This is a genomic window from Chroococcidiopsis cubana SAG 39.79 (genome assembly GCF_003991895.1).
Taxonomy (GTDB): domain Bacteria; phylum Cyanobacteriota; class Cyanobacteriia; order Cyanobacteriales; family Chroococcidiopsidaceae; genus Chroococcidiopsis; species Chroococcidiopsis thermalis.
In genome coordinates, this window is sequence record NZ_RSCK01000009.1 from 17,173 (window position 1) to 29,893 (window position 12,721).

At 44.5% G+C, this 12,721-nt stretch carries 13 protein-coding genes and 1 pseudogene; 9 read left to right on the forward strand and 5 right to left on the reverse strand.

Going from position 1 to position 12,721, the window contains the following annotated elements; translation table 11 throughout:
* Positions 1–120 precede the first annotated feature (120 nt).
* The 3 genes from DSM107010_RS08075 to DSM107010_RS08085 form a co-directional block, all read right to left on the reverse strand.
* The gene (locus DSM107010_RS08075) at positions 121–798 is read right to left on the reverse strand and encodes a DevA family ABC transporter ATP-binding protein (protein WP_106169071.1); all 678 of its coding nucleotides are present in this window, start codon (positions 796–798) and stop codon (positions 121–123) included.
* Positions 799–802: 4 nt separating this feature from the next.
* Positions 803–1,969, reverse strand: coding sequence for an ABC transporter permease DevC (gene devC, locus DSM107010_RS08080; protein ID WP_199755440.1), 1,167 nt, complete (start codon positions 1,967–1,969; stop codon positions 803–805).
* Positions 1,970–2,193: 224 nt separating this feature from the next.
* The gene (locus DSM107010_RS08085) at positions 2,194–3,411 is read right to left on the reverse strand and encodes an HlyD family efflux transporter periplasmic adaptor subunit (RefSeq protein WP_127022739.1); all 1,218 of its coding nucleotides are present in this window, start codon (positions 3,409–3,411) and stop codon (positions 2,194–2,196) included.
* A gap of 206 nt (positions 3,412–3,617) precedes the next feature.
* Between DSM107010_RS08085 and rsmA the strand changes: the two genes are divergently transcribed.
* The 4 genes from rsmA to DSM107010_RS08105 all read left to right on the forward strand — a co-directional run bounded on the left by rsmA (position 3,618) and on the right by DSM107010_RS08105 (position 5,957).
* A complete protein-coding gene (gene rsmA / locus DSM107010_RS08090) occupies positions 3,618–4,433 on the forward strand; it encodes a 16S rRNA (adenine(1518)-N(6)/adenine(1519)-N(6))-dimethyltransferase RsmA (RefSeq protein WP_106171059.1) in 816 nt (271 codons plus the stop codon).
* 138 nt (positions 4,434–4,571) lie between these two features.
* Positions 4,572–5,513 (forward strand): 4-(cytidine 5'-diphospho)-2-C-methyl-D-erythritol kinase, encoded by a 942-nt coding sequence (ispE, locus tag DSM107010_RS08095; RefSeq protein ID WP_015155475.1) that lies wholly within the window; start codon positions 4,572–4,574, stop codon positions 5,511–5,513.
* Positions 5,491–5,706 (forward strand): hypothetical protein, encoded by a 216-nt coding sequence (locus DSM107010_RS38240; protein WP_158631751.1) that lies wholly within the window; start codon positions 5,491–5,493, stop codon positions 5,704–5,706. The genes ispE and DSM107010_RS38240 overlap by 23 nt, the downstream gene beginning before the upstream one ends.
* Positions 5,652–5,957 (forward strand): DUF3082 domain-containing protein, encoded by a 306-nt coding sequence (locus DSM107010_RS08105; protein WP_015155476.1) that lies wholly within the window; start codon positions 5,652–5,654, stop codon positions 5,955–5,957. Before DSM107010_RS38240 ends, DSM107010_RS08105 begins: the two co-directional genes overlap by 55 nt.
* 162 nt (positions 5,958–6,119) lie before the next feature.
* Here DSM107010_RS08105 and DSM107010_RS08110 read toward each other — a convergent pair whose 3' ends face one another.
* Complete coding sequence (locus DSM107010_RS08110) at positions 6,120–7,049, reverse strand: hypothetical protein (RefSeq protein WP_015155477.1); 930 nt, start codon at positions 7,047–7,049, stop codon at positions 6,120–6,122.
* On the opposite strand from DSM107010_RS08110, the gene DSM107010_RS42120 reads away from it, so the two are divergent.
* Positions 7,050–7,181, forward strand: coding sequence for a hypothetical protein (locus DSM107010_RS42120; protein WP_258183963.1), 132 nt, complete (start codon positions 7,050–7,052; stop codon positions 7,179–7,181). It abuts the gene before it with no gap.
* 310 nt (positions 7,182–7,491) lie between these two features.
* Here the strand turns inward: DSM107010_RS42120 and DSM107010_RS08115 are convergent, their stop codons facing one another.
* Complete coding sequence (locus tag DSM107010_RS08115) at positions 7,492–9,783, reverse strand: RelA/SpoT family protein (RefSeq protein WP_015155478.1); 2,292 nt, start codon at positions 9,781–9,783, stop codon at positions 7,492–7,494.
* Between the two features lie 297 nt (positions 9,784–10,080).
* Here DSM107010_RS08115 and patD point away from each other — a divergent pair, with 297 nt between their 5' ends.
* From patD to DSM107010_RS08135, 4 genes and pseudogenes are all read left to right on the forward strand, one after another.
* The gene (gene patD, locus DSM107010_RS08120) at positions 10,081–10,479 is read left to right on the forward strand and encodes a heterocyst frequency control protein PatD (RefSeq protein WP_106168850.1); all 399 of its coding nucleotides are present in this window, start codon (positions 10,081–10,083) and stop codon (positions 10,477–10,479) included.
* A 40-nt stretch (positions 10,480–10,519) separates the two neighbouring features.
* Positions 10,520–10,660, forward strand: a pseudogene (locus DSM107010_RS42870) (low temperature requirement protein A); the annotation flags it as partial.
* A 155-nt stretch (positions 10,661–10,815) separates the two neighbouring features.
* Entirely contained in the window at positions 10,816–11,835 is a 1,020-nt protein-coding gene (locus DSM107010_RS08130; RefSeq protein ID WP_015155481.1) for a 1-acyl-sn-glycerol-3-phosphate acyltransferase, read from the forward strand.
* Between the two features lie 125 nt (positions 11,836–11,960).
* On the forward strand, positions 11,961–12,704 hold the full coding sequence (locus DSM107010_RS08135; RefSeq protein WP_181246443.1) for an ABC transporter permease: 744 nt from the start codon (positions 11,961–11,963) through the stop codon (positions 12,702–12,704).
* Positions 12,705–12,721 lie beyond the last annotated feature (17 nt).

Below are 12,721 nucleotides of genomic sequence, written 5' to 3' on the forward strand. Positions count from 1 at the left end.
TAACAGTCTTGACTTTTAACTTTTGACTTTTAACTTTTGACTTAAAAATAGCCTATCGCTTTAATCGGTCGCTGGTTATCAATATGGTTGTCGATTCTTTATTTGTTTGTTGGCAATTTTTTAGGTTAAACGACCGTCTTCCATATCGACAATGCGATCGGCAATATCGAGAATTCTGTTGTCGTGAGTCACCATCAAAATAGTACATCCTTGTTCTTTAGCTAGAGATTGCATCAGTTCGACGACATCGCGTCCCGATTGCTTGTCCAATGCGGCTGTAGGTTCGTCTGCTAGGACGATTTTTGGATGGTTTACCAAAGCACGCGCGATCGCAACTCGTTGTTTTTGTCCTCCAGAAAGATTGTCTGGATAGTAATCAATTCGATGACCCAAACCTACAGTTTGTAATATAGTTATCGATCTAGCCTCAGCAGATGATGGAGATAGATCGCGGTTTAATTCCACTGACATTTGTACGTTTTGTTTTGCTGTTAAAAATCCTAATAAATTGTGAGCTTGAAAGATATAACCAATTTGCCGACGAAATTTTACTAGCTGTTTTTCACTCGTACCAAAAAGTTCTTTGCCTAAAATTTTTAAACTTCCTTCTTGCACGGAACGCAAACAGCCAATTAAAGTTAGTAATGTCGTCTTACCCGATCCTGATGCTCCAGTTACAAGGGTAATTTCTCCAGGGTTAATTTCTAAATTAATATCAAATAATATCTGTTTTCTAAGCGCCCCTTTACCGTAGTAGTGATTGAGATTATGGATAGCGATCGCAGGTTCTTTTTTCATTTGCTTAGAAAATATCTGCTGGGTCGGCAGAACGTAGTTTACGCACCGCAATAAAACCAGAAATAAAACACATGAGAACCGTTAATAGAAATACCATGACTGCTCGACTAGCAGTCATAAAAATTGGCAGCAAAGTTGCGTTTCTAGCTAAATTGTATTGTAAAATTGCAAAAGCGAACCCAGGTACATAACCCAAACTGGCTAAAATCAAAGCTTCTTGAAAAACGACTAACAATAAATAGGTTTGCGTATATCCCATTGCTTTCAAAGTGGCGTATTCAGATAAATGATCGGAAACTTCACTATAAAGAATTTGATAAACGATGACGGTTCCGACAATGAAACCCATAATTGTTCCCAAGGTAAATATAAAGCCAATTGGAGTACTGCGCGCCCAGTAGTCTTTTTCGTAATCGATAAATTCTTGTTTAGAAAAAACTTTGACATCATCAGGTAAATATTGCCTTAGCTTTTCTAAAACTATCTCAGCATTTGCCGCTGGTTTTAATTTAATGACACCTAGATCGATTAAGCCATACTTTCGATTTTTGAATAAGCGCAAAAAATTTTGATCGCTGGTAATCAAATTTCCATCAGAACCAAAAGATGCTCCTAATTCAGCTATTCCTCCTACCTTAATTCGTCTTCCGCCTACCTCGGCTGTAATCTTTTTCCCTTGCTCGAACTCAGAAGCGATCGCGCCAAACTCCGGTCGAGAACCGCGATCGAAGAGGACGACATCGGGCAATTTAATTTTTTCTATATTTTGTTGTATCCCTGGTAAATTGAAAACTCGATCCCTGGGATTAGTTCCAATAACTAAAACCTCAGCTAGCGCTCTAGTCTCGGGGTTTTTCCATTCAGTCAAGCCTAAATATATAGGATGTACGGATGCAACTTCTGAAAGTGCTAAAGTTTGATACAAGCGTCTTTGAGAGAAGCTTTCTAAAAAATTGATGGCGTTAGATTGAGGGTTGATTAAGACAATTTCGCCATCTAAACTAGAATGCAAACGCACGTTACTATCAAATAAAGCTTGCTGAAAAGCCAGTTGCATAAACATGAGAATATCAGCAAAGGCAATTCCAGCTAATGCAACTAGCAGCCGAGGCTTTTCCCTAGTCAATTGCAACCACGCTAACGGAATTTTGCGTTGAATGAATTTTCTCATTGGTAATTGGTAATTGGTAATTGGTAATTGGTAAAATTCTGATGATTTGGGTATGAAAGGGTTTAAGTGCAAAACTCTTTGTTTTTTCAGGGATATTCGAGAAACTCGCTCCTACTTGGATAGGGTGGATTTACCACGCCTAATTCGCTATGAAAAGAGATTTTAGGTGAACCCGCCCCTAAGATTTCTTTCCCATTACCCATTACCTATTACCCATTTCCAAATCAAATATTAATTTTGACGATAACTTTGGCGTAGGTAAGACCGGAAACTCGTTGGCTGGCTTCTGGGGGTAGACCGACTTTGATTTCTACAACTCTGGCATCGACATCGGCGGCGGGATCGCTGTCGAGTGCATCTTGTTTACCGATCTGCCTGCCAACGTCAATGACTGTGCCTCTCAGTTCACCAGCGAAGGCGAGATTCTCGCTACTAATAGCGGCTTTTTGACCGAGGCGGATTTTACCAATGTCTTCTTCTAAGACTTCGGCAATGGCGATCATTTGCTCGGTGCGTCCCATTTCTGCAATGCCTGCGGAACTGATTTTTTCTCCGGCGCGAGTGTGAATTTTGAGAATTTCGCCGCCAGTTGGCGCGCGCACGTAGGCGAGTGCCAAGTCTGCTTGAGCTTGTTTCATCGCCGCGATCGCTCTGTCAACTTCAGATTGTGCCAGTTGTACGTCCACTGGACGAACTTCCTGAATTTTATTTAAAGTTGCTTTTGCTGCTTCAATTTGCCTTTGCAACGTCGCGATCGTCTGTTGGCGAGTCGATTGAGTTTCGTTTAATTGTTCGGTAGCAGATTTAGCATTCAAACTGCGGCGATCGAGTTCTTGAGAGGAGATCGCACCGTTTTGATACAACTGCTGGTATCGTTGCAAATCGATCGCGGCGTTACGCTGCTCGGCTTCTAGGCGGGCGATCGCTGCTCGTAAGATTTGCTGTTGTCCGGTGAGTTCGGCTTGCAGACGGGCGATTGTTGCTTGCTGTGCCTCAATTTCTCCAGTTTGCGCCCCTGCTTTGACTTTGGCTAAATTTGCTTGAGAGACTTTGACATCTTCCTTGGCTTTGGCTAAAGCTGCCAAAGCGCGATCGCGGTTATCTAAAACGGCTATAACATCACCGCTACGTACTCTTTCACCCTCTCTTACCATCAACTGAAGTACTCTAGCTCCTTCCAGAGCAAAGGAAGAACTAGGGGCAGATAATTGAATCACATCTCCACGCGGCTCTAAACGTCCCAAGGCACTAACAGCATTTATCTTTGGGGGTTTTTGAGTTACGGGTACAGGTGCGGGGGTTTGACTCTGCTGCAATTTACTCAGCGCCAAAGCTCCCGTTGCTATTCCCAGAATTAGAGCTAAGGCAATCCGCCACCAACCCTTGGGTTTCGCACCTGATTCCTCCTCGAACTGAGTTTTCTTTTCCCTAACGGTTGACATGATGGATCGATTGTTACGCTCGGATATTGTTTTCCCGCGCCACAAAGCTAAGATGAAGCAGGCTGCGATCGCTTCTGTCTCATCGTAGGGAATGTCTGACTACAGTAACTATGCAAATTTTTCTACCTTATTTGATATTTTTTTCGCTGTTGCGGAGGAACGCAGATAAATCCAGAGCCAATTACCAATTACCAATTACCCGTTAAGTGATAAGAACTAGAAAACAATTTGCCCAGCACTGGCTTAAGAGCGAGAAAGCTTTGGATCGGATCGTACAGGCGGCGGAGATTCAACAAAGCGATCGCATTTTAGAAATTGGTCCTGGTACAGGTGTTTTAACTCGGCGGCTTTTACCCCTCGCCTCATCTGTAGTAGCGGTGGAGATTGACCGCGATCTCTGTCAGTTGCTAACACAAAAATTAAAGAAAGTAGAAAATTTTTTACTATTGCAAGGTGACTTTCTAAATTTAGATTTAGCGACTTTATTAGCTCCACTGCCAAATTTTCAAAAGCCAAATAAAGTTGTTGCTAACATTCCGTACAACATTACTGGTCCAATTCTAGAAAAACTCCTGGGTACAATTGCCGAACCTAACCCAGAGCCATATGAATCAATTGTATTGTTGGTTCAAAAAGAAGTGGCAGATAGACTATATGCTAAACCTGAATCGAAAGCATTTGGGGCTTTGTCTGTCAGAGTGCAGTATTTAGCAGCCTGCGAACAGATTTGTATTGTCCCAGCAGGAGCTTTTCAACCACCACCAAAAGTAGATTCTGCCGTGGTACGGTTGCGTCCGCGAACGTTGTCAATTGTAGCCAACAATCCGAAGCAATTGGAAGCTTTAGTCAAAATCGGTTTTAGTGCCAAGCGGAAAATGTTACGAAATAATCTAAAAGCAATAGTCGATAGCGATCGCCTCAACCATTTACTGCAAGAATTGAATATAAACCCCCAAGCCCGCGCTGAGGATTTAAGCGTGACTCAATGGGTAAATTTGAGTAATGGGTTAGGTGATGGGTAGTTGGTAGTTGGTGGTTGGTAGTTGGTTGATGGTGAGTGGGCTTGTGGCTGGTGACTAGTGGAACCAGACTCAATTCTTGTCACTAGTTCCACTAGTCACTGATAACTGAATAACTGATAACTGATAACTGATAACTGAATGCGTTCCTATTCTCTGATTGCTCCGGCAAAAATAAATTTGTATCTGGAAATCTTAGGCGATCGCCCAGACGGATATCACGAATTGGTCATGATCCTACAAAGTATCGATCTGGCTGACAAAATCGATCTGCGGGCAATTAGTACCGATACAATCCGCGTTCACTGCGATAATGCCCAAGTTCCAGCAGATAAGAGCAATCTCGCTTATCGCGCCGCCGAACTGATGGCGAAACAATTTCCCGAAAGTTTTGCTCAATATGGCGGGGTAGAAATTACGATTCACAAAAAGATCCCAATTGCTGCTGGATTAGCAGGAGGATCTAGCAATGCTGCTGCCGTTTTGGTCGGCATAGATTTATTGTGGAAACTGGGACTCACGCAATCGGAATTGCAGGAACTCGCAGCCCAAATTGGTTCTGACGTACCTTTTTGTATTGCAGGCGGAACAGCGATCGCCACAGGACGGGGAGAACAGCTTTCTCCTCTCCCCAGTCTCGATAATTTATACATCGTTCTCGGTAAACACCGTAGTTTGGCAGTCTCTACAGTTTGGGCGTATTCAACCTATCGCGCCACCTTCGGTCATACCTACACGAGAAATATTCAAAACTTAGAATCTCGCGCTCAAGCCGTCCACTCAGGTTCGATGGTGAAAGCGATTATTCATGAAGATGGGGCAGAAATTGCCCAAAAACTGCACAACGATTTAGAAAAAGTCGTGTTACCAGAATACCCAAAAGTTTCGCAACTGCGACAAGCATTTCAAGCCAGCGGCGCTAATGGTGCGATGATGTCTGGTTCTGGTCCCACAGTATTTGCTTTATGTACTTCTTTAGAACAAGCTCAGCAGGTACACCAGCAAGTCCGCCAAATCATCCCCGATCCCGATCTAGACTTATGGATTGCTCGAATGTGTAGTGGGGGAATTCAAGTCAGTTAATAGGGAGCGCACGAGCGCACGAGCAGGGAAGAAGGGGACAAGGGGGACAAGGGGGACAAGGGGGACAAGGGAGCGGTCAACCAACTACCAATTACCAATTACCAATTACCAATTACCAATTCCAACTACCAACTACCAATGTCAGACGATCGAACCACACAAACGCCAGAACCCACTCCATTACGCTGTCTGAGTGGCGCAGTTATTTCGGCAGGAATTGCTTTTGCAGCCTATTCTCTCACAGCCGCGATCGCTCAAACGTTTGCCCGCAAACCAATTCATTCTGATAATTTTACTGTCGTTAATATTGCTGCTGCCGTCCGTACTCTGGTTGTAGGAATCATGGCACTAGGTACGGGTATATTCGGTATTGTCGCTATTGGTTTAGTTGCACTTGCGATTCAACTTTCAATTCAAAAACTGACGAAAAAAGAAGAGTTGTAGAGGCGCGTGCGCCCCTACAAGATGTTACTTATCTCATGTGCGTCTTTGCTCTTAGCCCCCTTTATAAGGGGGTTGGGGGATCGCAGCACTGCGCCACTCACGGAAAGAAGATCCCCCCTGGCTCCCCCCTTAAAAAGGGGGGAACAAAAGAAAGATGCCGCGTTACTTCCGAAAAAGCCGCATAGCATGATAGCAAACTTTTTCGCGCAGACGATAAACATCTTTAGTCGTTAAATTTAACTGAGAAGCGATCGCTTGCTGCGATTGTCCTTGGAGGTATAAGCTTAACCACTCTACGGCTAAACGTCCTAACTTCTGCTCTAAGTATTTCGATAGCTGCTGTTTGATTTCATCTCGCTGCTGCTGTTGTTCGACTGCTTCTTGTTGCTCGCGATCTTGCTCGATTGCTTGGGCATCTAACAAACTGAAACTGCGATCGCTGTCTTCTGTGGGAATTTGGGCAAAGACAATCCGAATCTCTCCATGTTTTGGAACTTGCGTGACTCCTCCTGGCGAGAGGCGGCGCATGTAATTGATCAAGCGATAAACGATCAGCGGTTGATTGCGAACTGGTCGCAAGCAGTATTCTTCAATCGTCGTAAATAGTAAGGCATGTCGTAGGCAAATATCGTCCGTACATTTAGCGATCGCCGTCATTTGTTGTTGTAAGTAGCAATCGCGTTGCAGTAAATCTTGCAAAAATTCTTGTAGTACTTCCGTTACCTGACGGCGGCGATCGCGGCTGAGATCTACCATCATCCGAATCTTATTTTGCAGCACGGCTAGGCTACCTAAGCGAGTCATGAGACGACAATAGCCTTGTTTTGGCGCTTGTCCCAAATAACGATTCTGCAAAATCCGATAGCGATATGCCATCCCTTGCTGGATCAGTCGGATTTGCTCTGCATCAAGCTGGTCGAATTGCGCGAAATGGTTTCCGATTAGCCAGCAAACAATACTGTCTCTAGTAGCTACACGGCGATCGGGATAGTCGAATGCCAATTGCCAGTGCCAAGCTTGCAATATATTTTCAAATGTAGCGTTTTGGCTAGCTGTAAATTTTGATTCTAAAGGTAATGTGACAACCTGCATTTGCGACTCCTTACTTTACTCAATACTGCTGGGTCAATCGTGCTTAGTTGGACGAATAGCGCGATCGCGGCAGTTGTATTCTGGTTTTTACCCCTATCGGGAGCGCAACAATTGCAGTTTTGTCGTTCCTAGCAATCCTCCCAAGGGTGGTCAGTTAACAGTGTAGAGACGTTACATGTAACGTCTGTACAAAAATCATTACTTGAAACTTTTGGTAACTGCTTCAAGGCTGATGTGACCATGAATACAGATTAAAATACGGCTTCGATTTTGCCAGCATGAAAAAGTCAGAAATAGACAGCACTTCGCCAAACGACGCTAAATGGCTCCCTAATTGACTAGTGAGGAAAGGTCTGAAAAAGTCAGATTTGTTAGTTGCTAGTTGCTAGTGACTGGTGGCTAGATGTTTCTCTAGTCACTAGTCGCAAGTCACCAGCCACTATCATTCATCTACTTGACCGACGCGGCGCAGGTCGATAATGTCGCTCATTTTGCGGATTTGGTTGAAGATCTGTTCGAGTTGATGGCGATCGCGAATATCTAAGCCTAATTCAATGATTGCTGGCTGACCGTTGGCTGTTTTGACGGAAGCGTGACGAACGTTGATACTTTGGTCGCTCAGGCGCGATAGTATGTCTTTTAATACGCCGACGCGATCGATCGCTTCAATTTGGACGTTGACCTGGTAAGTCTGCGGACGGGGATTGCGATCGCCGTTAGCGTTCCAACTGACGGGGACGAGGCGATCGTAAGGGATGTTATCGACGTTCTGACAGCCTTGACGGTGGATCGAGATCCCACGCTGAGAACGGGTGGTTACGACACCAATAATGGATTCTCCTGGGATTGGACTGCAACACTTTGCCAGGTGGTAAAGCAATCCTTCCACACCTGCGATCGGCGATTCGCTAGCGCGAGATTTAGGTGCAACTGCTGCTTCGCGGGGTGATTTTGCATTTGCAGGTATTAAACTGAGAGGAACTTCTGGTTCGGCAGGAATGAGTTGCTGCCCCTTCACGATCTCTCGCCAGCGGTTGAGAACGAGGTTTAACGTCAGTTCCCCGTAACCCAGGGCAGCAAGTAAGTCTTCGACGCTATGATAGTTGCAGCGTTCGGCTACAGCTTGCATCGGTTCTGACTTGAGTAAGGCTTCAAAACCTGTTTTCCCTAATTCTTTTTCTAACAATTCCCGTCCGCGGGCGACGTTTTCTTCCCGCCGCGATCGCTTGTACCATTGGCGAATTCTGTTTTTCGCTGCTGAAGTTCTGACAAAATTCAGCCAATCTAAGCTGGGATGGCTGTTTTTCTGGGTTAAAATGTCTACAATATCGCCATTTTTTAGGGCTGTATCCAGCGTTACCATTCTGCCGTTAACTTTCGCCCCCGCGCAGTGATTTCCCACCTCTGTATGAATTCGGTAAGCGAAATCTATTGCTGTCGAGCCGGGGGAGAGAGGCACGACATCACCCTTGGGAGTGAAGACATAAACTTCGTCTTCAAATAAATTATCCTTGATACTCTCTAAGTACTCTTGAGCATCTTTGAGGTCGTTCTGCCACTCCAAGAGTTGGCGCAACCAGGTGAACTTCTCATCTACAGGCGTAAACTTGGTATGGCTAGAGCCACCCGTTTCCTTATACTTCCAGTGCGCGGCAATCCCATACTCGGCAATGTGGTGCATATCGATCGTGCGGATTTGCACTTCCAAAGGACGACCTGTAAAGCCGACTACTGTAGTGTGTAGAGACTGGTAGCGATTGGGTTTGGGTAAGCCGATATAGTCTTTAAACCGACCGGGAATCGGTCTAAAAGCGTCGTGGACTACAGCTAAAGCGCGGTAGCATTCTTCGTTAGTTTTGACGATGATCCGAATTGCAGCTAGATCGTAGATTTCGTGGAATTCTTTTTGCTGCCGCTGCATTTTTTGGTAGATACCATATAGATGCTTGGGACGACCGCTAATATCGATACATTGAATGTGTGACTGCGCCATTCCCTGCTGCAAAACTTCAATCACCCGCGTCAGCCTTGCTTCTCGGTCTGTGCGCTTCTCCGCTACTAAGTCTTGAATTTGACGATATGCTTCTGGTTCGAGGTATTTAAAGGTTAAATCTTCTAATTCCCATTTAAATGTTCCAATACCTAGCCGATTTGCCAGTGGAGCGAAAATCTCTCTTGTTTCTAAAGCGATGCGACGGCGTTTTTCATCGGGTAAGTGTTCCAAAGTTCGCATATTGTGCAGGCGATCTGCAAGTTTCACGACAATGACGCGAATATCTTGCGCCATCGCCAAAAACATGCGTCGAAAATTCTCTGCTTGCCGTTCCGTTTTACTCGAAAAAGTTTCGGAAAACTTAGATAGTTTTGTAACACCTTCTACTAAATGCTTGACTTCTGCGCCAAATTGTTGCTCTATGTCCTCTAGGGTTACATCCGTATCTTCTACTACGTCATGAAGAAATCCGGCTGCAATCATCGCGCTACCACCTCCCAGATCTCTGAGCAAACCCGCTACAGCTACGGGGTGACAAATGTAAGGTTCTCCTGACTTGCGGTATTGCCCTTGATGCAGTTGGTAAGCAAAGTTAAAAGCACGACAAATTAGCTGATTATCTGTCGCAGTAGGTTGTGTCTCTAATTCCGAATTCTCTACAAGGCAGGTTTGTAACCAGTCAGGTATAGTACATTCGTAGGAATTACAAACAGTGGTGGCAGTAGCAGTCAGGGTGTTCATGGGGGCGGCTTCAAACACTCTTTAATTTTGGGGGATGAGTAAGCGTAGCATAAACTACAATCTTGTGGCTGAAATTATTGCCGAAGTGTACATATGGCAATAGATCTATGAAATCGGGGTATTGAGAAAATATCTTGCCAAATTGCACGCAATAAGACAAATTTCAAAGCGGTTGAATTTCAAGCTGGTTCAATCTCGAACTGGTTTAATCTCAAATTTATTCGCTCAGGTAGATTAATGGACTTTATGCTTTGAAAAATAATTCTTTACACTAATAATATCTTATTAATCCGCTCTATGTTGCCAGATCTTTATTATCAGTGCTATCAGAAACTGAGCGAACTGCTAAAGGGAATACAACAAGCAGCGACAGCACCAGAGGTGAACTCCCCCAGACTGCGCCAGAATGTATTAGCAGCACAACAATACTTTCAGCAACAGATTGCCAGTTTAGATAGTCAAGATATCGATCCAGCGGTAGAGTCGAGAGTGCGATCGCTGCAAACGGAAATTAGCAAGCAATTCAACTTGTTAATCATGGATGTGACATTTTTGCAAGCTGCTAGACAACCTCAGACCTTACAAACCCGCCAGCAGCAGATGACTCAACGCCTTCAGATGCTACTGAGTTATTGTGAGGCGATTTTAAGTTTGGACAAGGTAGACAAGGGAGACAAGGGAGACAAGGGAGACTAAATACTATATTCTTCCCCTACTTACGACTTACGACTTGCTCATGAAAAGTAGGTGGCAACCCCAGTTAAGAATCGGTGACGAAATGGAAGCAGAACAACGTCGTGTGACATGGATGGAACTGTTTTACGACTTAGTGTATGTTGTCGCGGTAGCTCAACTGGCTCACAATCTCTACGAAAATACTATTGAATCCGTAGAAAAAAATAGATGTGAATTAGTAATTTTAAGCTCTAGGTGCGTACGCGATATAAGAAAGATAAAAATTCCCCCGCAAGCAGCATAGACGCACAGACAGCTATCAGGTTGTAATGTGGGAATGATTTAGGATGAGGTAGGGTGGTTTTTGGCAGTAACAAAAGCGTGAGTGGCTATAAGTTTACCTGGTTCGATCGGTTTTGCCTTTGGTATCCTCCCGGCTGGCTGATCCTATTTAACCGTCACTGGCAACACTATCACGCCGATCCTGATGGTTGGAATTGGTTAGAGTATGGATTATTTCTACTCCCAGGTGGATTTTACATCGCCTTGTTACTGCGGTGGTTGCGCTTGGGTTGTCGATTTCCGCGTCAACAAGCGGTGCAATTCGATCGCAACTATCAACAGGCTTTTCGCGATGAAGTCTTAGCGCCAATTGCCAAATATTACTACCGCGGCGAACTGAGGCAAATCGAAAACTTGCCGGAAACAGAATCGATGATTGTGGCGATGAACCACGCCGGAATGTCTTTTCCGTGGGATTTTATCGTACTAGCTTATCTACTAGGTACGGCACGGGAATGGAACGTTAAACCATTAGCCGGAGTTTCTTTATTCGATCATCCTTGGATGATTTGGTGGTTACCCCCTGGATGGTCGCAAGTTTTAGGCGGCGTGAGGGCAGAAAAAGAGGAATTTGAGACAGCGATCGCCCAAAAAACTGTATTATTATACGCACCTGAAGGACTGCGGGGACCTAGTAAAGGCTGGCAGCAAAGGTATCAATTGGCAAGTTTCGATCCGAGTTTTATTCGTTTGAGCGATCGCCACCAAATCCCAATTCTGCCAGTTGTTTGTCTTGGCAATGAACTTTTACATCCATTTGCCATTAATTTGAATTTGCAACACATTGGTAAGATATTCGGCTTACCTTTCTTACCTCTATCGCCTTTAATGCCGTTGTTCGCATTATTTCCTTCTATGGGAGTATGGGCAATGCGATCGCGTTTGCGTTACTTTATCCAACCTGTATATCGAGTAGACCTCAAAGATCGTACCTCTCGTCGCGAGAGAGTTGCAGCATATCAAGAAGCTCAAGCATTCAGAGATAAGTTGCAAAATGCGATTAATTGTATATTAAGCAGCAGTGATGACAAGTAAAGATTCGAGCTTTTCTACCTTTTGCCTGTTTATACTAAGTTATCTGACGGGAGAAGAGTATCTGCGTGAAACATCCCAAAACTAAAGCTCGTGATTTTACCTGGCAAACCACGTTTTCGGTACTGATGTATTTATTCATGTACCTGCCGATCTTCGTTCTTGCTTTCTATAGTTTCAATACTTCTCCCTACAGTGCTGGCTGGCAAGGGTTCACACTCAAATGGTATCAACAGTTGCTTCAAGATAGTCGCATCCTGACAGCACTACAAAATAGTTTGGTTGTGGCTGTATGTGCTGTCATCATTTCGGCTGTTTTGGGAACCCTGATGGCAGTGGGGTTAGGACGATATCGATTTCCTGGGAAGACGATCTATCGCGGTATTTCATACTTACCAATGATTGTTCCCGATATTGCGATCGCCGTAGCTACTCTCGTCTTTCTGGCTACGTTTGCCATTCCATTAAGCTTGTGGACGATTGTAGCCGCTCATATTGTCTTTTGCCTTGCCTACGTGGGAATTGTGGTGACAGCGCGACTAGCAAAGTTAGATCCCCACCTAGAAGAAGCCGCACTCGATCTCGGTGCTACACCATTGCAAGCTTTTGTCAAGGTTTTGTTACCGCAGTTAATGCCTGGAATTGTTGCTGGTTGTTTGCTGGCTTTCGTTTTGAGTCTAGATGATTTTCTCATCTCTAGTTTTACGGCTGGAAGCGGCATCAATACTTTACCGATGGAAATTTTTAGTCGCATTCGCACGGGAGTCAAACCCGATATTAATGCCTTGAGCGTCATCCTAATTATTATTTCTGGGTGCGTTGCTTTCTTGGCAGAATATATTCGCGATCGCGGTGAGAAAGAGAATTCGTAAGAAAGTCAAAAGTCAAA

What these genes read in the sequence shown, in the direction of transcription:
- DSM107010_RS08075 (WP_106169071.1), bottom strand. Translation starts at nt 798, where the DNA reads ATGAAAAAAGAACCTGCGATCGCTATCCATAATCTCAATCACTACTAC.
- devC (WP_199755440.1), bottom strand. Translation starts at nt 1,969, where the DNA reads ATGAGAAAATTCATTCAACGCAAAATTCCGTTAGCGTGGTTGCAATTG.
- DSM107010_RS08085 (WP_127022739.1), bottom strand. Translation starts at nt 3,411, where the DNA reads ATGTCAACCGTTAGGGAAAAGAAAACTCAGTTCGAGGAGGAATCAGGT.
- ispE (WP_015155475.1), top strand. Translation starts at nt 4,572, where the DNA reads ATGCGTTCCTATTCTCTGATTGCTCCGGCAAAAATAAATTTGTATCTG.
- DSM107010_RS08105 (WP_015155476.1), top strand. Translation starts at nt 5,652, where the DNA reads ATGTCAGACGATCGAACCACACAAACGCCAGAACCCACTCCATTACGC.
- DSM107010_RS08110 (WP_015155477.1), bottom strand. Translation starts at nt 7,049, where the DNA reads ATGCAGGTTGTCACATTACCTTTAGAATCAAAATTTACAGCTAGCCAA.
- DSM107010_RS08115 (WP_015155478.1), bottom strand. Translation starts at nt 9,783, where the DNA reads ATGAACACCCTGACTGCTACTGCCACCACTGTTTGTAATTCCTACGAA.
- patD (WP_106168850.1), top strand. Translation starts at nt 10,081, where the DNA reads ATGTTGCCAGATCTTTATTATCAGTGCTATCAGAAACTGAGCGAACTG.
- DSM107010_RS08135 (WP_181246443.1), top strand. Translation starts at nt 11,961, where the DNA reads ATGTATTTATTCATGTACCTGCCGATCTTCGTTCTTGCTTTCTATAGT.